This is a genomic window from Acinetobacter portensis (assembly GCF_010646905.1).
Lineage (GTDB): Bacteria > Pseudomonadota > Gammaproteobacteria > Pseudomonadales > Moraxellaceae > Acinetobacter > Acinetobacter portensis.
Genome location: NZ_JAAARQ010000002.1, coordinates 620,434 through 640,294, shown reverse-complemented (window position 1 = coordinate 640,294; position 19,861 = coordinate 620,434). Strand labels below are relative to the sequence as shown.

Here is a 19,861-nt window from a genome sequence, read left to right as displayed (position 1 = left end):
AAAAGCGTAATCTTTTTAGAAAAACGTAATTTCTTAAAAAAACAACGGCAACCTTCTCAATTCGACTTGCTCAGGGTCACTGAAATGAAGAATGAGATGATTAAATCACGTAAAGATAGATAGACAGAAATTGTGATCCTGCGCCTATCAATACAAAAACATGCCAGATAGCGTGTGTGTATCTTACTCTTTTTAATGCATAAAACAATGCACCAATGGTATAAGATAATCCACCAATGATTAAAAAAGTGAGCGCATCTTTACTTAGGAAGCGTTGCATATCGTCCATTACAAGTACTGCAAGCCAACCCATGACCAAATAGGCAATTAGTGAAATTTTTTGAAAACGATGAATGAATATTAACTTGAATAGTGTTCCTATTAGCGCAATCACCCATAAAGCAATTAATAAATATTTTGCTTTATCGGTTGGAATGGCAATGGCTAAGAATGGGGTATATGTTCCCGCAATCAAATAGTAGATGGCAGTATGGTCTAATTTTTTATACCAAAAACGTTTTTCAGGTGTTTTCGCCATGTGGTATAGCATAGATCCTGTAAAAAGAAGGATCATACTAAAGCCATAAACCCAGAGTCCAAACCATTGACCTGTGCTTAAATAGCTACCCTTATAAATCATTAAAACTGTTGCAATACAGGCAAGTACTGCACCAAGACCATGAGTCCAGACGTTAATTCGTTCTTCTGAAATATCGTAATCTTGAATGAGTGGCGTATTCATAGGCTTGTGCCATATAGTTAAATATACAAGTGTATAGTAATTCAATTTTCATTTTTGTGTAAGAACATTTACACTTTAACTGCAATTTACTTTAGGTTTTACTCATGTCTCAATTGGCAAATCTCTCAGTTCAAGAACAGCAATTCTTAGCAACCTTTCAGCAAGCTATTGAAACACAAAGTTTTGATCGAATAATTTTTAGCCAGTACAAAGGTGAATTGGAAAGTTTAGAAAAAATAACCTTGCGAGTCATTTTACTGCAAGGCGAGCAATTTTTAAGCTGTTTGTATAGATATAAGACTCAAGATGTCACTAAAAATATTCCTATTCAGCAAGCAATGGATGTCGTGACTGATTTTTTGAATGTGTGCAAACAAGCAAATTTGATGACAACTGAGCAAGAGCTTCAATTAAAGAAAAATAAGAAAAAAGTGATGTTGAGCATCAGCAAAAATAAACCTGCACTGAAAGCCAGTGAACAACAAGGGCATGACCGCATAAAGCATCGTTTTGTAGATCAGGATAGTGCCTTTTTACAAGGCTTGGGCATTACCGATGCAAAAGCACAAATTATTCCGAGCATGGCGCGTAAATGGAAGCAGATTAATAAGTTTGTCGAAATTTTTTCAGGTGCATTAGAACAAATTAAAACCGATGATCATGCATTAAATGTTGTCGATTTTGGTTCGGGAAAAGGCTATTTAACTTTCGCTTTATACGATTACATGACCAAAAATATTCAAACGCCACATGTAACAGGGGTGGAATTGAATGAAAAAATGGTTCAGTTTTGCCAGAACTTAGCCTTAGATGCTCAATTCAATCAGCTCGATTTTTTCCAAGGCGATGTACGTACTTATGCGCCAGAACGTTTAGATGTGATGATTGCATTACATGCGTGTGATGTCGCAACCGATTTTGCCATTCATACGGGCATTCGCTTAAATGCACAGATGATTATGTGCGCGCCGTGTTGTCACAAAGAGCTTCGTCCGCAATTAAAAGCCCCAATGGTTTTACAGCCAATGTTGCAATTTGGCATTCATGCAGGACAACAAGCGGAAATGCTAACAGATACAATTCGTGCTTTAATTTTAAAAGCTTATGGTTATGAAACTAAGGTTTTTGAATTTGTTGCTTTAGAGCATACCAGTAAAAATAAAATGATTTTGGCAACAAAACGAAAAGATTACACAGCACCAGATCAAGCTGTGCTTGCACAAATTCAAGCTTTAAAAGAGATGTATGGTATTAAAAAGCATTCTTTAGAACTTTTGATGAATGATGCGTGGGATCAGCAAGATATTGGCTGTAAGTGCTAAGGAACTAAAATGACAGAATCAAATTCAGCCAATGATAAAATCGTTTCAGGTTGTTGGGATGAACTGAAACAAGATGCTCAAATGATTCGTGAGCGAGTTTTTATAGAAGAGCAAAACATTGCAGCGGAAGATGAGTGGGATGAGCAAGATGCTATTAGTCTTCATTTTGTGATGTATGATCAAAATAGGGCAGTCGCAACGGCTCGTTTATTGGAAAATAACAGCATTGGTCGTGTAGCTGTATTGAAATCTCATCGAGGCTTAGGTCTTGGTAAGTTGTTGATGCTTGAAATTATTGAAGTGGCAAAGAATCAGCAACGAAAGCATCTTCAATTATCTGCGCAAGTCTATGCAATTGCCTTTTATGAAGGGCTTGGTTTTAGCGTAAATGGTGATACTTATTTAGATTGTGGAATTCCACATATTGATATGAATTTGTCTTTGAACTGAACGTGAAATTTATATAAAAAAGCGAGATGATTATTCTCGCTTTTTTTCATATGCTGAAATTCTCAGATGAATAGGAACAAGCATAAATTAGCTTTTTAGAGTTTTAAAATCATTTAAGGCAACAATACAACAGCAGATAATCCAAAAAACAAGATATTCATCACCACCAATAGACCACGTCCAAGCGAAATGACCACGCAAAATATTTAATGCGATAACAGCAACAAATAGAATAACTGCGGCACCAATTGCGGCATAGCGAGTACAAATACCAAATATTAATGCTAAACCACAGAAAAGCTCTCCAATTGCTGCTAAGTAAACCCAAAATTCAGGAGGGTTTAATCCAACATTTGCAAAGAAATTTACAATATTAGGGTTAAGCTGCATAAAACCTGTAAATTTCCCAAAAACCTCTGGGATTAAAAACAAACCACAAATTATTCTTAAAATATTGGATGTATTTGCTAAATTAAATTTATCTACATTTATTTTAAAATCGTTGCTATAAAATAACTTCATTGGACATTTCAACTCAATTAAATTGTGTTGTTTTAGTCTATGCGTAGTTGAACTGAAGTTAAGGGCGAATAATAGAACACAGTTTTTTGTTTCTGATTGAAAGTATGTGTAATAAATAATGAAATAGAAAGTGAGTTTAAAATTTTTAAGATCAGTAAAAGCAAGATATAAAAAAGCGAGACAGAAGCCTCGCAATTTTTAAAGATATCGATTAGTGACCATGCGCACTTGATGCATCAGACATATTCGCATGCTCTTCTTCTGACATATTCATTTCAGCAACAGTTGCTTCAGATGATGCTGTTGCTTGATGTGCAGAATGGTTTTGCGCTTGCTTTTGACTTGGCATGTAATCTGGTTCATTGGTTACAGCTAAGTAGAAGAATCCGAGAAAAAGACAACTTAGAACAACGGCAACGTAAAAAAAAGGTGATTGCCATAAAGATTTTTTAGTAGCAGGTTTATCACTCATAACGAGGATCCTAATCAATGAAAACTAGAAGTTGTGGATTGTTATAGCATAAATTTAGGCTGATTTTTGAAGAAACTTATAAATACCTATAATAATTAAGGTTTTTATTTTTCCATAGATTATAAAAATAAGGAGCTAAGAATCTCCTTATACAAAAATTATTTATTCAAGTTTTTGAGATTTATACGCTTTATTAATCAGTCATTGTGAGAGGGAGTGTTTCTCGTAAATTTGAAATTTCTTATAAAAAAGCCCATCACAGGATGGACTTTTTTATTTGTGCTGAATTAATGATAACCGTGAAGTTGACGGTATAAACCAGGAGTTACCCCCGTCCACTTTTTAAATGCACGGTGGAATGTACTGGTCTCACTAAAGCCAACTTGTTGAGCCACATCTTCTAACGTCAATGTTGGATTCAACAGTAAATGAATCGCTGCATCTCGACGTAAAGCATCTTTTACACCTTGATAACTTTTCCCTTCAGCGGCTAAACGACGTCGTAACGTTTGTGGAGATAGGTACAACATCGATGCCACATCATTGAGCGTTGGCATTTCTTCACCAATTTGGCTCTTTAAGACATCACGAATACGTGAAGTTAAAGAATTGGTATTTTTGAATTTCACAAGAAGCTGAGCAGGTGCCGCTTTTAAGAACTCTTCAAGCGTTTCTTCTGTTTGGCGAATAGGTAAATCTAAATAATCTGCCGCAAAGGTAATTTCGGTACGAGGCGTATCGAATTGCATGACAGGTGCAAAGAATAATGCATCATATTCATCTGCATGATTTGGGCGTTCATAACCAAAATGAACACGTTCAAGTGGAATACGACGATCAATTAACCAAGATGCAAGACCATGCCAAATCATCAGCATACTTTCAGTCATGAAATGATCTGGATCATTTTCTTTAGGAATAAGTGGAACTAAACGTGCTTCATGTTTGTCACGTTCAAGATTTACACACCATTCATCACCAAAGAGTTTATAGAATTGTGTAGAAAGCTCTAAAGCATCACCCAAGGTTTTTGCATGAATGATGAGCTGACACATAATAGCAAATGAACCTAAACGACGAGATTGCGTTGCTGTAAAACCAATGTGTTCATCTTGCGTGACCATCCACAACATTTTTACAAAGCGTGTATATTGTTCGGGTGATATACGTGCTTTGGGCTGACGTAATAATTCTGCTTCAATGCCAACGTGAGATAGCAGAGTTTCCACATCCATGCCTAAGCGTTTTACCCCAGTAAGGGCAGCATTCACAAAGTGAATACTAATTGTATCTCGGCTTGCGTTAAATACTTCAGACTCTTTTGCGTTCACGTATATTTGACCTAAATGACATTAAAAAAATATATTTGGCAATTTACAAGATTGTTTTTGCCAATTTCATACATGGTAAATTGCCGAAACTATCAAGGTAAATGGCTGAACATGACATTGTTTTTATACTTTTATGTTACTTGTAAAAGACAATAAACGTCAAAATTAGAGTAAAAACTCGAATGATGTTTTGTTTAAGTCTTTGAATAGTATTGTTATATATTTATGTTTGTTTGCTTCTATTGCAAGCGTGCTTTTGTAAGTTGATGATATTTTGTTTGTGCATATTGAATCAATTTGGTCAGTCGTCTTTCTAACGATAATGTCAGTTTGATGTGAGTTTGTAGGTTTCGGCAGATTTTTTGCAATATATGCAAAGTTATTTTGTTTGCCGAATTGACAATAAAAAAGCCTGTATAAAATAGGCTTTTTTACTAAATATCAGAAAATTAAAAACGTTTTGGAATTTTTTGACCATTTGGAACAGGCGTTTCGGCTTTTTTTAATACACCAAATAACCAAGTTTCAGCATGATGTACAGCATCTTTTAAGGCATCACCCAAAGCTAAACGTCCTGCAATAAAGCTTGCAAGTGAACAGCCAGAACCGTGATATTCACCTTCTAGACGAGGGCATTTGGTTTCAGAAATAAGCTCACCTTGAATATATAAGGCATTGCGAATGTAGTCAGGTGTATCTTCATGTCCACCTTTGACTAAAACGGCATATGCACCCATTTCAAAAAGCTTTGCTGTTGCAAGTTCTAAATTTTCTATACCTGTTAAGGCTCTTAGTTCAACTGTATTTGGCGTTAAAATTGTTGCCAAAGGAATAAGTTGTGCAAAAGCTTGAACTAAAGTTGCTTGATCACCCAAAGAACCACCGCTATTGGCAACCAAAACAGGATCTAAAACATATTTATAATTTGTGTGTTCTGTTAAAAATTCAGCTAACGCGGCAATATTATCGGTTGTGCCTAACATGCCAGATTTAATACAAGTAATAGGCAAATCACCGACAACTGCATTGGCTTGAGCAAGTAGCAGTTCTTTTGATGTTGCTTCGAAACCAAAAACTTGTTGTGAGTTTTGAACCGTTAAAGCTGTACACGCAATAGCAGCATGTGCACCACTTTGACCAATCGCTTCAATATCTGCTTGTAAACCTGCACCGCCAGAAGGATCTAATCCAGAAAAACAAAGTACTGTTGGGCGCACGCGCTCATCCTTTAATTATTCAATTTGACTAGTATATCGTAACTCGGTTGTATCAATAGAAAATTGGTGGCTATTCATTATCAGTTATTGACTAAGTTTTTTATAACTTTCAACTTGCTCTACAGCTAAGACATATAAGTTCTCAAATGTAAGCTTCATTTGCTCATCTTTAGCATAATCAAGCATTTTTTTAAGTTTTTCTTGATACTCAGCATGCCCCGATTTATACATAAATAGTAAGTATCCCCATTCACTATATGCATATTCAGGATCACTTCTCCGCATTCCCTTCAACTCTTTTCTAAACTCTATAGCTAATCTAGCATAACATTGCTCATATTCTGCTTTTGATCGCTTACTGATATAGACGAGATCACATTGAAGTATTAATCGCTCTATAGTAAATGAATCTTTTAACATTTTATTATTTAGTTCATAAGCTTCTTTATACATACTTAGAGCAGAATAAATATTTAATTGTAGTTTTTCACGCTCATAATTATTTTTAATTTTATTAACTTCAACTAAACTTTCTTTTAAAACCTTTTCAAGTGCTTCTGTATCACTAAGATCTTCCGTATTAATTTTCTTTTTATAGTTATCTATAATTAATTGATCTTCTGCGCTGATAATCTCCTTTTTCACATCATTAGCTGATACTTTGTTTTCCATATCAGCAACACCTTGCTCACTCGAAGAGCAAGCTGTGCTTCCAAATATAAAAAAACCGACTAAAAAAATAAAAGAATATTGCATCAAACTTCTCTAGCAGCTGAATTGAAAGTGAAGCTATGTTTTACAAAGCTTGGGCTAGGGAAAACTGTTCCGCCATCAAACACTAATTGATAACCCATATCCAACTCAACTTTCAAAAGAGATAAATCTGGTTTAGGCAAAGTAATATTTACAAAACCTACTGGCTCTTTCCCTCGTTCAGTATTCCAAATACCACTATCTGATTTCAACTTATGCGTGCCTAACAACTCAAACTGTCTATTATTTTCCTTATAAAGCCTCAATGTCGCAGAAGGAATAATTTTATTCGCTTCATGCTTAACAACTGGTGGTACATAAGATACTGTTACAAATAGTTTTTTATCCTTAACAATATAGGTAACTATAAATTCACATACTCCTGAAATTACCTGAACAGTAACTCCACCACCACTACGACCAAACTTATCTTGATCATAAGGCATAATCCCGCAATAAAACTTCACATACTCAGTTTTATTACGCTCAGTATAATAATTTTCAAATTTTCTATTATCAGTAAAACTATTATTCAAATTTTGCTGGAGACTAGGCACACTAACATTCAGCGGATTTTTAGGAATATTGATAACAATCCCACCTGTAACATTATGTTTGAATGTTGTTTGTGAGTTTTTAAGTACGGGTGGTGGACTACACTTACAAATGCAAAGATCACCATCTAATGCAGGTATATCCTTATGATTATCAAAAGGTCGTCGCATTCCTGCTGCTTGGATAATTCCTGTAGACCCACATGCAGGGCAGTTCACTTTATCACCGATATTACTTGCTAAACGTCCATGCCATATAAAGGATTTTCCTCCTCCAGTATGACGTTGAACAATTCCGCCTACGGTGGTTTTGTCATTCTCAAAAATTTGATACCGAATCATGAAGCAACCTTTCTAGAAAGCCAATGATCAACTAAAAAACCTTCAGGCAAAGGCTCATCTTCATAAATTGTGATTTCTAAATCTTTATGAAGTAGTCCTGATTCTTCAATCACATCACCGTTATCTAAAACACTTTGGTTAATTGCTACAGGGAATTCATTCAAGACCAAGCAACCGCTACAACCTGAAATAATTTTATCGGTAGAACCATCAGGATAAACCACCAAATCACCAACAGTCGCAAGACGCTTTTCATGAAGCGTGGCATATCCAATTTCACTATAACGAGCTTGAACCACACCACTATTTTTAGTGGTAACTCCTTCTGTGACAACGCAAAAAACTTGATGAGGTCGTTTAGTATTTTCAATTTGTTCAGAAGAAAGCTGTTTTAATTCGTTTTGAGCGTAATCTTTTAATTTTTTCATACAAATATTCTTTATTATTGATTTAAAAAGTGTGACTTACGTCACTATTTTCAAGAATATAATCTAAATAATGAAAAAAACAAACAACTAGATGTAAAATTGATTCAACACTCGATAGCCTTTTTTATCGAATGTGTGAAACCACAAAATAGGAAAGAGTGTACTCCGTGATTAATACCGTACTCATAGATTTAGATGGAACTTTAACAGACCCAAAAGTAGGAATTACGACTTCGGCACGTTATGGATTAAACAAAATTGGGCATCCGATTGCAGATGATGTAAATATCGATTGGATTATTGGGCCGCCACTGAAAGCATCATTGGCTAAAATTTTAAATGTTTCTATCTATGATGATTTGGCTGAACAAGCTTTATTGGGATATCGCGAGCGTTTTGCTGTCACAGGTTTATTTGAAAATTTGGTGTATCCAAGCGTTGCTGAAACATTAAAAGCCTTAAATGAACGAGGTTATAATTTATATGTCGCAACGGCAAAACCGACCATCTACGCAAAGCAAATTTTAGAACATTTTAATTTGGCACAGTATTTTAAAGTCATTTATGGAAGCGAACTTACAGGTGAGCGTACCAATAAAGCCGAATTGATTGCCTATATTTTAGAGCAAGAGAAATTGAATGCAGAACATTGCTTGATGATTGGCGACCGTGAGTATGACATTTTAGGCTCACGTAAAAATGGTATTGAAACTATTGCTGTTGAATATGGTTATGGTTCAAATGACGAATTAAATAAAGCAGAACCTAAAGCGCGAATTCAGCAATTTGCAGATGTGCTAAAACATCTACCTGCAATAAACTAAAACGATTGAGATGGGCTAAAAAATCAGCTCATCTCTAAATATAAGGTTTCTTTCACTTCTTCCATCACAATATAGCTGTGTGAAGATGCTGAAGATGGGAGCTTTTTCAGAAGATCACCCAATAAGCGTCTATATGCACTCATTTCTTTTAAACGTGCTTTCACCAAATAATCGAACTCACCAGAAATTAAATGACATTCTAAAACTTCAGGGATTTCAATCAAATCACGTGCAACTTGATCAAAAACATCGCCCGATTTAGCAGAAAGCTTAATTTCTAAAAAAACCAATAAATTACGATCAATCATCTGCGGATTCACACGAGCGTGGTATCCCATAATAATGCCTTCACGTTCTAAACGTTTTACTCGTTCCGAACATGGCGTGGTCGATAAATTTACACGAGATGCCAATTCACTGATCGCAATTCGCCCATCTTTTTGCAAAATATTTAAAATCTGTCGATCAGTTCTGTCTAATGGTCGCATGAATAATTTCCTTTTATTCTCAAAAAATCAGGACAAAAATATTAAATTACCTAGATGAATGGTGGTAATTCAGTGAATTTAACTATCTAACCAAAAATATACTAGTTAAATCAACTGAAAACAAATTCGAGGGATTCGAGATGCGCGTAATTGTATTAGGTAGTGGTGTTATTGGTGTGACCAGTGCGTACTATCTTGCGCAGCAGGGAGCAGAAGTGACTGTGCTAGACCGTCAAACAGGTCCTGCGGAAGAAACAAGCTTTGGCAATGCGGGGCAAATTTCTCCGGGATATTCGACGCCGTGGGCTGCTCCAGGAATTCCTTTTAAAGCGGTAAAATGGATGTTCCAACATCATGCACCGCTTGCTATTAATATTGATGGAAGCATGTGGCAATTGCAGTGGATGGCGCAAATGCTAAAAAACTGTAGCGCTGATCGTTATGCCATTAACAAAGAGCGTATGGTGCGTGTGGCGGAATATAGCCGAGATTGTCTAAAGCAATTACGTGAAGATATTGGTATTTCTTATGAAAACCGTTCTAAAGGAACGCTACAAGTTTTCCGTAACGAAGCACAATTAGAAGCTGTTCAACGTGATATTGAAGTATTAAAAGAAACAGGCGTTGCATTTGAGTTGCTCGATAGCGAAGGCTTGGCGCGTGTGGAACCTGCGCTTGCAGAAGCTAAAGATAAGTTAGTAGGTGGCTTGCATTTACCCAATGATGAAACAGGCGATTGTTATATCTTTACCAACTCTTTGGCAGAGAAAGCGAAAGCCATTGGTGTAGATTTTCAATTTAATTCAAATGTAGAAAAACTCATTGTGGAAGGCGATGAAATTAAAGGCGTATTGGTCAATGGTAAGGTACTTACTGCCGATAAATACGTGCTTGCCTTTGGTAGTTATTCACGTGATTTCTTAAAACCACTTGATCTAGATTTACCTGTATATCCTGTGAAAGGTTATTCATTGACTGTACCCATTGTAGATCCATCACATGCACCGCAATCTACAGTTTTAGATGAAACGTATAAAATTGCGATTACACGTTTTGATCAACGTATTCGCGTGGGCGGTATGGCAGAACTTAGCGGTTTTAACTTGGGTTTAAATGAAGATCGTCGTGGAACACTAGAAATGGTGACACGTGATTTATTCCCAGGTGGCGACCTTGAAAAAGCAAGCTTCTGGACAGGCTTGCGTCCAATGACACCAGACAGTACACCAATTATCGGTGCAACGCGCTTTAAAAATCTTTTCTTAAATACTGGTCATGGCACATTGGGTTGGACAATGGCATGTGGTTCAGGAAAGCTAATGAGCGATTTAGTTTTAGATAAAACACCTGAAATTAGTACCGAAGGCTTATCGCTGCAACGTTATGCCATAGCCTAAGACTCAAATTGGTTAGCTCAAGGAAGAGAAAATGCCACGTCCAATTACTGCAATTATTCATCAAGATGCATTGCAACATAACTTAGAAATTGCGCGCAAACACATGCCCAATAGCAAAGTTTTTGCTGTGGTAAAAGCAAATGCATATGGACATGGTATTGAGCGTGTTTATCATGCTTTTCATACCGCAGATGGTTTTGCATTTATTGATTTAGATGAAGGTAAGCGATTACGCGCTTTAGGTTGTAATCGTCAATTGCTTTTGCTTGAGGGTGTCTTTTCTTTCGATGATTTGTATGTCTGTCAGAAATATCAAATCAGTTTTGCAATTCATAGTGAACATCAAATTCAGTGGCTTGAACAATTTTCACAACAACATCCTGAAGCAAAGTTTGATGTCTTTTTAAAAATGAACAGTGGGATGAATCGCCTAGGATTTACCCCTGAAGAATATTCGCAGGTTTGGCATAGCATTTCACAGATCACGATCATTCAATCCATCACACATATGACGCATTTTTCAGATGCAGATGGAGAACGTTTTGGACAAGATGGAATTGTATATCAACATGAAATTTTTGAATCTATTACTCAAAAATTAGAGGGTAAAACTTCAATCAGTAATAGCGCTGCAATTTTAAGACATTCAAAACATCTTCAATCGGATTATGTGCGTAGTGGCATTATGCTTTACGGCAGTTCACCCGATTATCCAACACATGATATTCAAGATTGGAATCTTAAACCAACCATGAGTTTAAGAAGTGAAATTATCGCTATTCAAAATATCAAAGCAGGCGATAGTGTGGGGTATGGCTCAAATTTTGTTGCCGAATACGATATGAAAATAGGTGTGGTTGCGTGTGGCTATGCAGATGGATATCAACGTATTTCACCCACAGGAACACCTGTTTTGGTCGATTCTATCCGAACACAAACCATCGGGCGTGTCAGTATGGATATGCTTGTTGTCGATTTAACATCTATAAGAAATGCTCAAATTGGAAGTGAGGTAGTGCTTTGGGGATGTTCATCTCAAGGTGCTGTTCTATCAATAGATGAAGTTGCAAGAACTTCTGGAACTGTTGGATATGAGTTGATGTGCGCTGTAACAGCACGCGTTAATTTTGTGCAATCACAATAAAAGGAAATAAAAATGTCTCAATCAGATATTCAAAGATTTAATAGCAACGAAGTGATGAGTTCGGTTGTTGTATTTAATAAGGTTGTTTATTTGTCAGGTCAAGTGCCTAAAAATACCGATCAAGATGTTGTGGGTCAAACCACTGAAATTTTAAATACGATTGATCAACTTTTGGCGTTGGCAAATACAGATAAAACACGCATTTTATCTGCACAATTATTTGTGAAAAATTTAAGTGACTTTCAAACGATAAATTCAGTTTGGATTGATTGGTTAAAAGGTCATGAAACACCTTCACGTGCAACCATTCAAGCGGATTTAGTGAACCCCAATTGGCTTATTGAAATTGCAGTAACAGCAGCGCAACGTGATTAATCTTTTGAAATAAATTGATTGATCAGTATTAAAAATAATTAATGCACACGTTTAACAACTGATTGATTAGTTGTTAAACGTGAAAAGTAACATAAATGTTTGGTTTTAGGATTTAAATCAAAGTATGTTATCTAGCTTGTAAAAGACGGTTAAATGGATGTTTTATTATGAAAACAACAGGTCTTGATGATGCAAAATCATCGCCAAATGAATTACAACGCAAATTATCAAATCGACATTTACAGTTAATTGCGATTGGTGGTGCGATTGGAACAGGATTGTTCATGGGTTCAGGGAAAACCATTTCTCTTGCGGGTCCATCTATTCTGTTCATTTACATGATTATTGGTTTCATGTTCTTCTTTTTAATGCGTGCTTTAGGTGAAATTTTACTTTCAAATTTGCACTATAAATCTTTCATTGATATGGCAACCGATTTAATTAGCCCAGCTGCTGGTTATTATATTGGCTGGTCTTATTGGTTGGGTTGGGTGCTTGTTGGTATTGCAGATTTAGCTGCAATTATTAACTATTTAAGTTTTTGGTTACCACCCGATATGGTCTTTACCCCAATGAGGCAGGCTTTAATTAGTGCCGCATGTGTTGTTTTTATTTTAGGTATTAATCTTCTTACTGTAAAACTGTTTGGTGAAATTGAATTCTGGTTTGCACTTGTCAAAATTTTAGCCATTTTAGGTTTAATTGTGATTGGTGGATACATGGTATTCACAGGTTTTCAAGCACCTACAGGTTCTGTTGCTAGTTTTAGTAATATTTGGTCGCATGGTGGTATGTTCCCTAAAGGAGCAATGGGCTTCTTGGCAGGTTTCCAAATTGCAATGTTCGCTTTTGTAGGTGTGGAATTGTTAGGAACAATGGCAGCAGAAACCAAAGATCCTGAAAAGAACTTACCCAAAGCCGTGAATGCGATTCCAACACGAATCATTTTGTTCTACGTGTTGTCACTATTGATGATTATGGCGGTTACACCTTGGGTTGAAATTCCAGCAGATCAAAGTCCATTCGTAAGTTTATTCTTGCATGCAGGTATTCCAGTTTCAGCCATTATTATGAATTTGGTTGTACTTTCATCTGTCATGTCATCTATGAATAGCGGTGTATTTTCTACAAGCCGTATGTTGTTTGGTTTGGCGCGTGGTGGTCAAGCACCACAAAAGCTTGCAGAACTTTCAAGACGTTCAGTGCCTGCAAAGGGTTTATATTTCTCTTGTTCATTCATTATGATTGGCGCGGCTTTCCAATATTTTGTACCGAATACAATGGAAGCATTTACATTGGCAAGTTCGCTGTGTGTGATTCTCTTTATTAGTATTTGGGGCTTAATTATGGTGTGTTACATCCGCTATCGTAAATTAAGACCTGAACTACATGAAAAATCTCAGTTTAAAATGCCAGGTGGCGTAGCAATGTCATATGTTGTATTGGCATTTTTACTCTTTGCTTTAATTATTTTGAGTTTAGAGCCTGATACATTAAAAGCTTTAATTATTAGTCCATTGTGGTTAGTTATTTTGGCAATTACTTACCGTGTGCTTTATAAACCACGTATTAAAAAATTAGACCTTTAAAAAATATTCATAGCTAAGCTTTTAGGCGCCATGAATACTTCGGTATTCATGGCTTTTTTGTATCTATTTTTAACCAGTTTTAAAGTAAAGTTATTTTTAATTTATAGTGTGGAAAAACAGCGCTAAGACATTTGAATGAGAAATTACAGTATAGATATTTTAAGAGGCTTATCTATTTTATTGGTACTGATTCACCACTTTAATATTCCTTATAAGCTTCACGATACATTTTTAGGCATACAATTATTTGAAGAAAGCTTAACTACGCTAATTGCAAGAAATGGTAATTATGGCGTAACCATGTTCTTTGTTATTTCAGGATTTCTCATTACTCAAAATACTTTGCATAGATATGGTTCAATCTCGAATATAAAAATCAAAGACTTTTATATTCGACGTTTTGCAAGAGTTGTTCCTTGCTTGGTTTTACTTGTTGTTTTAGTCGGTTTTTTAGGGTGGTTAGGATGGCAACCCTTTTTAAATCAAAGCCCAAATAATATTGAAATATCTTATGCAACAACAGTGTTTGCAGCTTTTAGTTTTTGGATGAATATTCTGATTATTCAATATGGATGGGTAAATTATGCTTTAGGTGTGCTTTGGTCTTTATCGGTTGAAGAAGTTTTTTATATTGCATTTCCAATTTTATGTTTGGTCTTAAAGCGAGAAAATTTATTTGTTATCTCTCTTTTAGTCATTATCGCTTATGCGCCTTATTTTAGATCATTGCATTTTGGTAGTGAAAATGGTGCCTATTTGTACCATTATTTTTCAAGCTTCGATGGTATTGCTATAGGTAGTTTGACTGCGCTGATTGCATCTAAATTTTCATTGGGAGCGGTGAATCGTTTTTATTTAATCCCCATAATATCCTTGCTGATGTGTTGCGTTTATTTTTATGCACCCATTAAAGAAGTCAGCACTTGGGGGATAAGTGTATTTGCATTTTTAACGGCAATATTATTATTTTGCTTTTCTCAGAAAAATAAATCAGTTCAACCTAAATTTGTACTGGGTAAATTTTTAGTGTGGATGGGGCAGAGAAGTTATGAAATGTATTTATTTCATCTTATTGTTTTGGGTGTCATAAAAGTTTTTTACTTGCCCAAGCAAACGCTGCCCATAGAAAAAATAATATTATTGCCTGTGTATTTTGTTGCCGTATTTATTTTAAGTTGGCTGATTGAAAAATATTACTCAACGCCTTTGAATCATAAAATTCGTTATCTTTGTTTAAAACAAAAATAAAAAAAGCCTCCAATTTAGGAGGCTTTTGATGGTACTTAATATCTGCTAACTTTTAGAAGCTTGGTTTAACAACCACTAAAATCACAACAGCAAATAAAATTAGTGTTGGCATTTCATTAAAGTAACGCCAAAACTTATGTGATTTATAGTGAGCATTATCAATCAGTTTTTTACGGTAATAACCACACACTAAATGGTAAAGAACCAGTAATCCAACTAAACCTACTTTAAGATAAAACCACATTGCTTCATGGTAATGCCTTGTTGCATCACCCCAATCCACTAAAAAGTGAGCTGTAATGAGCGTTGCAATCATGGCAGGCCACATAATGCCACGGTATAACTTACGTTCCATTACTTCAAAGCGTTGATGACTGGTTACATCTTCACTCATTGCATGGTAAACAAATAAGCGTGGTAGATAGAATAGCGCTGCAAACCAACATACCACGGCAATTATATGTAATGCTTTTACCCATAAGAAAGCATCAGAAGGAGCATCCATTGAATATCCTTTTGGGGATTATTCATCCCACTTCTTGAAAACGAGGCAAGCATTTACGCCGCCAAAACCGAAACTGTTACTCATTACAGTATTCAATTTTGCATCACGTTTTTCAAGTACGATGTCATAACCTTTTGTACCTTCATCAAGTTCAGTCACGTTGATGTTTGGTGCAATAAAGTCATTTTGCATCATTAAAATAGAATAAATAGCTTCTTGAACGCCTGCTGCACCTAAGCTATGACCCGTCATAGATTTAGTTGAGCTAAGTGGAGGAACTTGACCTTCACCAAATGCACGACCCATTGCTTGAAGTTCTGTAATATCACCTGCAGGGGTAGATGTACCATGTGTATTTACATAGTCAATTTTATCTACGCCATGTTGTTTTGCTTCTTCAAGCGCCATTAAGATACAACGAGTCGCACCTTCACCGCTTGGCGCAACCATGTCGGCACCATCAGAGTTAGCAGCATAGCCAACAACTTCTGCAAGAATTTTTGCACCACGAGCTTGAGCATGTTCTAAAGATTCAAGGATAACGAAACCACCACCACCCGCAATCACAAAACCATCACGGTCAGCAGAGTAAGGGCGAGACGCTTTTTCAGGAGTATCGTTATACTTAGAGCAAAGTGCTCCCATCGCATCAAACAACAAGCTTTGAGACCAATGATCTTCTTCACCACCGCCTGCAAGCATTAAATCTTGTTTGCCTAATTGAATGAGGTTGTACGCATAACCAATTGCATCGGCAGACGTTGCGCAAGCACTTGTAATAGTATGAGCAACACCTTGTAATTTAAACGCAACGCCAACGTTTGCTGTAATGGTATTGGTCATGTTGCGAGGTACAAAGAAAGGGCCAACTTTACGAGCACCTTTTGTTTCTAGAATTTCATTCATTTCTACAACAGAAGCAGTTGAACCACCACCTGAACCACCAGCAATACCATAACGTGGATTACCACCAAGTTGCTCAGCTGTTAAGCCTGCATGTTCTACCGCTGCAACAGCTGCATTATATGCATACATTGCACATACGCCCATGAAACGCTTTGCACGACGATCAATACCGTCAAAATCTTGAACCGCAGCAGCACTTACATGACTTTTAAAATTAAGTTCTTGGTAGACTGGATTTAGACGTGTTCCTGAAATACCATTTTGTAAAGCGTGGTTTACTTCTTCTAATGTATTACCAATGCACGAGTTAATCCCCATGCCAGTGATTACAACACGTTTCATCTACAGATCCTTTATATGGTGATAATGTTGAGCGGTGAATTCTAGAAACATTAATATGCAACTAAAACTGGAAGCACTTCTCAATATTTTTTTCAATGTGTTCATGATAGCAGAAAGATTTTTGAATTCTTATGGCAAATATTATGACTATTTTCGAGTTGTTCGATTTATGAGATAAGGTGTAATTGTTTAATGAATAGATACACAATAATATTGAGATAAATAGAGACTGTGCCTAGTATTTACTGAATAAACTGAAAGCTTAGGAGTGTGAGGGATAATGAAAGATTCTAATAATAAACGTTCAAGAGGATTCCTCATAAATGCTTTTGGAGTGGCTAAAAAGCTCAGTGAAGTTGGTTTAGATGTAATTCAACAAGTCACAGCGAACGATGTTTCTAAGCAAAATTTAGCATTAGATCGAACACGTGTGATTGAAGGGAGTGCACGATCAAAAGGTGTATTTGAAGCAAATGTGTATGAAAACCCACAACAATTACTGCGTACGCATGTACCACATGTTTCTCGTCAACTGCTTGGTCGTCATTATGGAACAATAGACCGTGTTGCTAACTTTGTATCTCCACAGTTTTCAGACAAAGTTTCCGATTATCTCTTTGATCAGCTTAATACATTTACCAATAATATAAGCTCGGTTGATGCTGTATTGGATCAGGCAGGTATTCGCGATTTAGAAGAATTAACGAAAGATGTCAGCCGATCACAACGAATTAGCAAAGCATTGGCTGAACAAAATAAATGGATTACATCAGTGCAAGGTGCATTAACAGGTGCGACAGGTGTCATGGGCTCTACTATAGATATCCCTGTTTCTATTGTGATGTCTTTGCGGACAATTTACCAAGTGGGTCGTTCATATGGTTTTGAGTTAAATAAAGAAACGGAACAAGATATTGTTCAATTTGTTTTTAAACAGATTAATCTGGGTTTAATTGCAGAAAAACAAGCAATTTTGATGGGACTAAAAGCCATCTCAAATACATTAGAAACGCATGATGTTTATCAATTACAGCAACTTCTTGGGTCAAGTAATGATATTGAGGCACTCAAACGCTGGCTTACGAATGAAGAGGGTGATGCGAAATGGCAATGGTTAAATCATCTTCCAAAATTTTCAGTGTTGACCAAGTTAAGACCCGTTGCGAGTGCTTCTGTTGGAGCTTTATATAGTTGGAAGCTTATTGATGAGGTTAATGAAAAAGCCCAAATGGTGTTTTCACAAGCACGTACATATTTAATAGAGCATAAAGATGTACATTTATCTCCATTGGATGCCTATCAAAAATCACGAGAACTGATTGCACAAGCAACACCCAAAATCGTTGAGCAAATAAAATCAAATATAGATGATGGGCGGGGGGAAGTAATTAAAGACATCTCTGAAGATGTTGCCGAAGATTCTGTAAATAAAAAGAATGTTAAAAATGCATCCTTAACAGAAACAGAAACAGAAACAGTGACTGTGAAAAAGGCTCCACCTACACGTGCCCGAAGTTCTGCAAAAAACAAAGCAGGACGTGTGGCAAAAAAAATCAGTCTTGAATGAGCAAGCGACGAAAACGAATGTAGAAATAAAATCTACGAATGGTAAAAGATAAGGTTACAAAAAACTCTTTCAATCAGACGAAGCAATATGTAATGCAATAACAAGTCAGCAAAGGCATTTGTGTTGAAATAGTTAGTATTTCATATATTGTCGAATATTGACCATTTCATTATCTTGGCATACAATTGCATGCCCTCAAAAAGTGGTATTTTTTGGGGCTTTTAATTAACGGGAGAATTGCCAAATGGCAACAACAAATCAGTTGATCCGTAAGGGTCGTACAACTTTGATTGAAAAATCAAAAGTTCCTGCGTTGAAGGCTTGTCCACAACGTCGTGGTGTTTGTACACGTGTTTACACAACTACACCTAAAAAACCTAACTCTGCAATGCGTAAAGTTTGCCGTGTTCGCTTAACTTCTGGCTTTGAAGTATCAAGCTATATCGGTGGTGAAGGCCATAACTTACAAGAGCACAGTGTTGTTCTTATCCGTGGTGGTCGTGTAAAAGACTTACCAGGTGTACGTTACCATACAGTTCGTGGTTCATTAGACTGCGCTGGTGTTAAAGATCGTAACCAGTCACGTTCTAAATACGGTACTAAACGTCCTAAGAAATAATCTTTCGAGATCATTTTTAAGGTCGTAACACCGCAATCCTTTATCGTCTCGCTTGTCCGATTTCTGCATTTAATTTTGTGAAATTCAAGCGACGTGTAGTAAGGCCAGCTAAAGGTACATGACACTTTGTACATATGCTGGATAAACCTGAAGTGTCATATTTATAGGTAGTTTAAAATGCCAAGACGTCGCGTAGTCGCTGCTCGTGAAATCCTTCCGGATCCTAAGTTCAGTAGCCAAACAATCGCTAAATTCATGAACCACGTAATGCAAGATGGTAAAAAATCTATTGCTGAAAGTATCGTTTACGGTGCTTTAGACCGCGTTCAAGAAAAATCAAAAGTAGACCCAGTTGAATTTTTTGAAGCTACGCTTGAAAAAGTTCGTCCTATGGTCGAAGTAAAAGCACGCCGTGTTGGTGGTGCTACATACCAAGTGCCTATGGAAGTACGCCCATCCCGTCGTACTGCCTTAGCTATGCGTTGGTTAGTAGATGCTGCTGCTAAGCGTTCTGAAAAAACTATGGCTTTACGTCTTGCTGGTGAGTTGCTTGATGCAGCTGAAGGTAAAGGTTCAGCAGTTAAGAAGCGTGAAGATGTGCATCGTATGGCTGAAGCCAACAAAGCATTCTCTCACTACCGTTTCTAATAGGTTTAAAAACCTTAATCAGGATGTCGACTTTTCATTGAATTGTCGTCAAAGCGCTTTAAGCTGTTTTTACAGC

22 protein-coding genes are annotated in these 19,861 nt (G+C 36.4%); 11 read left to right on the top strand and 11 right to left on the bottom strand.

What is annotated here, in order from left to right; all coding sequences use genetic code 11:
- Positions 1-100 precede the first annotated feature (100 nt).
- The gene (trhA, locus tag GTK57_RS02900; protein ID WP_163121235.1) at positions 101-742 is read right to left on the bottom strand and encodes a PAQR family membrane homeostasis protein TrhA; all 642 of its coding nucleotides are present in this window, start codon (positions 740-742) and stop codon (positions 101-103) included.
- 104 nt (positions 743-846) lie between these two features.
- Between trhA and GTK57_RS02895 the strand changes: the two genes are divergently transcribed.
- A complete protein-coding gene (locus GTK57_RS02895) occupies positions 847-2,064 on the top strand; it encodes a class I SAM-dependent methyltransferase (protein ID WP_152874072.1) in 1,218 nt (405 codons plus the stop codon).
- Between the two features lie 9 nt (positions 2,065-2,073).
- The gene (locus GTK57_RS02890; RefSeq protein ID WP_152874071.1) at positions 2,074-2,514 is read left to right on the top strand and encodes a GNAT family N-acetyltransferase; all 441 of its coding nucleotides are present in this window, start codon (positions 2,074-2,076) and stop codon (positions 2,512-2,514) included.
- Between the two features lie 87 nt (positions 2,515-2,601).
- Here the strand turns inward: GTK57_RS02890 and GTK57_RS02885 are convergent, their stop codons facing one another.
- From GTK57_RS02885 to GTK57_RS02855, 7 genes are all read right to left on the bottom strand, one after another.
- The gene (locus GTK57_RS02885; RefSeq protein WP_152874070.1) at positions 2,602-3,036 is read right to left on the bottom strand and encodes a DoxX family protein; all 435 of its coding nucleotides are present in this window, start codon (positions 3,034-3,036) and stop codon (positions 2,602-2,604) included.
- 211 nt (positions 3,037-3,247) lie between these two features.
- On the bottom strand, positions 3,248-3,508 hold the full coding sequence (locus GTK57_RS02880) for a hypothetical protein (RefSeq protein WP_152874069.1): 261 nt from the start codon (positions 3,506-3,508) through the stop codon (positions 3,248-3,250).
- Positions 3,509-3,795: 287 nt separating this feature from the next.
- Entirely contained in the window at positions 3,796-4,839 is a 1,044-nt protein-coding gene (locus GTK57_RS02875) for an AraC family transcriptional regulator (protein WP_163121233.1), read from the bottom strand.
- A gap of 449 nt (positions 4,840-5,288) precedes the next feature.
- Positions 5,289-6,056 (bottom strand): hydroxymethylpyrimidine/phosphomethylpyrimidine kinase, encoded by a 768-nt coding sequence (locus GTK57_RS02870; protein WP_163121231.1) that lies wholly within the window; start codon positions 6,054-6,056, stop codon positions 5,289-5,291.
- An 84-nt stretch (positions 6,057-6,140) separates the two neighbouring features.
- A complete protein-coding gene (locus GTK57_RS02865; protein WP_152874068.1) occupies positions 6,141-6,812 on the bottom strand; it encodes a hypothetical protein in 672 nt (223 codons plus the stop codon).
- The gene (locus GTK57_RS02860; protein WP_152874067.1) at positions 6,812-7,705 is read right to left on the bottom strand and encodes a PAAR domain-containing protein; all 894 of its coding nucleotides are present in this window, start codon (positions 7,703-7,705) and stop codon (positions 6,812-6,814) included. Before GTK57_RS02860 ends, GTK57_RS02865 begins: the two co-directional genes overlap by 1 nt.
- Positions 7,702-8,133, bottom strand: a complete 432-nt coding sequence (locus GTK57_RS02855) for a hypothetical protein (protein ID WP_152874066.1) — start codon at positions 8,131-8,133, stop codon at positions 7,702-7,704. Before GTK57_RS02855 ends, GTK57_RS02860 begins: the two co-directional genes overlap by 4 nt.
- A 167-nt stretch (positions 8,134-8,300) precedes the next feature.
- Here GTK57_RS02855 and GTK57_RS02850 point away from each other — a divergent pair, with 167 nt between their 5' ends.
- Positions 8,301-8,957, top strand: a complete 657-nt coding sequence (locus tag GTK57_RS02850) for an HAD-IA family hydrolase (protein WP_163121230.1) — start codon at positions 8,301-8,303, stop codon at positions 8,955-8,957.
- Positions 8,958-8,980: 23 nt separating this feature from the next.
- Here the strand turns inward: GTK57_RS02850 and GTK57_RS02845 are convergent, their stop codons facing one another.
- Positions 8,981-9,445 (bottom strand): winged helix-turn-helix transcriptional regulator, encoded by a 465-nt coding sequence (locus GTK57_RS02845; protein WP_152874065.1) that lies wholly within the window; start codon positions 9,443-9,445, stop codon positions 8,981-8,983.
- Between the two features lie 140 nt (positions 9,446-9,585).
- Between GTK57_RS02845 and GTK57_RS02840 the strand changes: the two genes are divergently transcribed.
- From GTK57_RS02840 to GTK57_RS02820, 5 genes are all read left to right on the top strand, one after another.
- On the top strand, positions 9,586-10,842 hold the full coding sequence (locus tag GTK57_RS02840; protein WP_152874064.1) for a D-amino acid dehydrogenase: 1,257 nt from the start codon (positions 9,586-9,588) through the stop codon (positions 10,840-10,842).
- A 31-nt stretch (positions 10,843-10,873) separates the two neighbouring features.
- The gene (gene alr / locus GTK57_RS02835; protein WP_152874063.1) at positions 10,874-11,986 is read left to right on the top strand and encodes an alanine racemase; all 1,113 of its coding nucleotides are present in this window, start codon (positions 10,874-10,876) and stop codon (positions 11,984-11,986) included.
- 12 nt (positions 11,987-11,998) lie between these two features.
- Entirely contained in the window at positions 11,999-12,361 is a 363-nt protein-coding gene (locus tag GTK57_RS02830) for a RidA family protein (protein ID WP_152874062.1), read from the top strand.
- Positions 12,362-12,528: 167 nt separating this feature from the next.
- Positions 12,529-13,950, top strand: coding sequence for an amino acid permease (locus GTK57_RS02825; protein ID WP_163121228.1), 1,422 nt, complete (start codon positions 12,529-12,531; stop codon positions 13,948-13,950).
- A gap of 135 nt (positions 13,951-14,085) precedes the next feature.
- Entirely contained in the window at positions 14,086-15,198 is a 1,113-nt protein-coding gene (locus tag GTK57_RS02820; RefSeq protein WP_152874060.1) for an acyltransferase family protein, read from the top strand.
- 52 nt (positions 15,199-15,250) lie between these two features.
- Here GTK57_RS02820 and GTK57_RS02815 read toward each other — a convergent pair whose 3' ends face one another.
- Both GTK57_RS02815 and GTK57_RS02810 read right to left on the bottom strand, forming a co-directional pair.
- Positions 15,251-15,703, bottom strand: a complete 453-nt coding sequence (locus tag GTK57_RS02815) for a CopD family protein (protein ID WP_152874059.1) — start codon at positions 15,701-15,703, stop codon at positions 15,251-15,253.
- 18 nt (positions 15,704-15,721) lie between these two features.
- Positions 15,722-16,951: a beta-ketoacyl synthase N-terminal-like domain-containing protein gene (locus GTK57_RS02810; RefSeq protein WP_152874058.1), complete on the bottom strand. Its 1,230-nt coding sequence runs from the start codon at positions 16,949-16,951 to the stop codon at positions 15,722-15,724.
- A gap of 280 nt (positions 16,952-17,231) precedes the next feature.
- Here GTK57_RS02810 and GTK57_RS02805 point away from each other — a divergent pair, with 280 nt between their 5' ends.
- The 3 genes from GTK57_RS02805 (at position 17,232) to rpsG (ending at position 19,785) form a co-directional block, all read left to right on the top strand.
- The gene (locus GTK57_RS02805; protein WP_163121226.1) at positions 17,232-18,518 is read left to right on the top strand and encodes an EcsC family protein; all 1,287 of its coding nucleotides are present in this window, start codon (positions 17,232-17,234) and stop codon (positions 18,516-18,518) included.
- Positions 18,519-18,762: 244 nt separating this feature from the next.
- Positions 18,763-19,137 carry a 30S ribosomal protein S12 gene (gene rpsL, locus GTK57_RS02800; protein WP_004648013.1) on the top strand — a complete coding sequence of 125 codons (375 nt, stop codon included), beginning with the start codon at positions 18,763-18,765 and terminating at the stop codon, positions 19,135-19,137.
- Positions 19,138-19,314: 177 nt separating this feature from the next.
- Complete coding sequence (rpsG, locus tag GTK57_RS02795) at positions 19,315-19,785, top strand: 30S ribosomal protein S7 (RefSeq protein WP_152874056.1); 471 nt, start codon at positions 19,315-19,317, stop codon at positions 19,783-19,785.
- The last annotated feature ends 76 nt before the right edge of the window (positions 19,786-19,861 follow it).

Coding starts and splice junctions, on each gene's coding strand:
- GTK57_RS02855 (WP_152874066.1), bottom strand. CDS start 8,133: ATGAAAAAATTAAAAGATTACGCTCAAAACGAATTAAAACAGCTTTCT.
- GTK57_RS02805 (WP_163121226.1), top strand. CDS start 17,232: ATGAAAGATTCTAATAATAAACGTTCAAGAGGATTCCTCATAAATGCT.
- rpsG (WP_152874056.1), top strand. CDS start 19,315: ATGCCAAGACGTCGCGTAGTCGCTGCTCGTGAAATCCTTCCGGATCCT.
- GTK57_RS02865 (WP_152874068.1), bottom strand. CDS start 6,812: ATGCAATATTCTTTTATTTTTTTAGTCGGTTTTTTTATATTTGGAAGC.
- alr (WP_152874063.1), top strand. CDS start 10,874: ATGCCACGTCCAATTACTGCAATTATTCATCAAGATGCATTGCAACAT.
- GTK57_RS02890 (WP_152874071.1), top strand. CDS start 2,074: ATGACAGAATCAAATTCAGCCAATGATAAAATCGTTTCAGGTTGTTGG.
- GTK57_RS02840 (WP_152874064.1), top strand. CDS start 9,586: ATGCGCGTAATTGTATTAGGTAGTGGTGTTATTGGTGTGACCAGTGCG.
- GTK57_RS02885 (WP_152874070.1), bottom strand. CDS start 3,036: ATGAAGTTATTTTATAGCAACGATTTTAAAATAAATGTAGATAAATTT.
- GTK57_RS02860 (WP_152874067.1), bottom strand. CDS start 7,705: ATGATTCGGTATCAAATTTTTGAGAATGACAAAACCACCGTAGGCGGA.
- GTK57_RS02880 (WP_152874069.1), bottom strand. CDS start 3,508: ATGAGTGATAAACCTGCTACTAAAAAATCTTTATGGCAATCACCTTTT.
- GTK57_RS02825 (WP_163121228.1), top strand. CDS start 12,529: ATGAAAACAACAGGTCTTGATGATGCAAAATCATCGCCAAATGAATTA.
- GTK57_RS02815 (WP_152874059.1), bottom strand. CDS start 15,703: ATGGATGCTCCTTCTGATGCTTTCTTATGGGTAAAAGCATTACATATA.
- trhA (WP_163121235.1), bottom strand. CDS start 742: ATGAATACGCCACTCATTCAAGATTACGATATTTCAGAAGAACGAATT.
- GTK57_RS02895 (WP_152874072.1), top strand. CDS start 847: ATGTCTCAATTGGCAAATCTCTCAGTTCAAGAACAGCAATTCTTAGCA.
- GTK57_RS02845 (WP_152874065.1), bottom strand. CDS start 9,445: ATGCGACCATTAGACAGAACTGATCGACAGATTTTAAATATTTTGCAA.
- GTK57_RS02810 (WP_152874058.1), bottom strand. CDS start 16,951: ATGAAACGTGTTGTAATCACTGGCATGGGGATTAACTCGTGCATTGGT.
- GTK57_RS02830 (WP_152874062.1), top strand. CDS start 11,999: ATGTCTCAATCAGATATTCAAAGATTTAATAGCAACGAAGTGATGAGT.
- GTK57_RS02820 (WP_152874060.1), top strand. CDS start 14,086: ATGAGAAATTACAGTATAGATATTTTAAGAGGCTTATCTATTTTATTG.
- rpsL (WP_004648013.1), top strand. CDS start 18,763: ATGGCAACAACAAATCAGTTGATCCGTAAGGGTCGTACAACTTTGATT.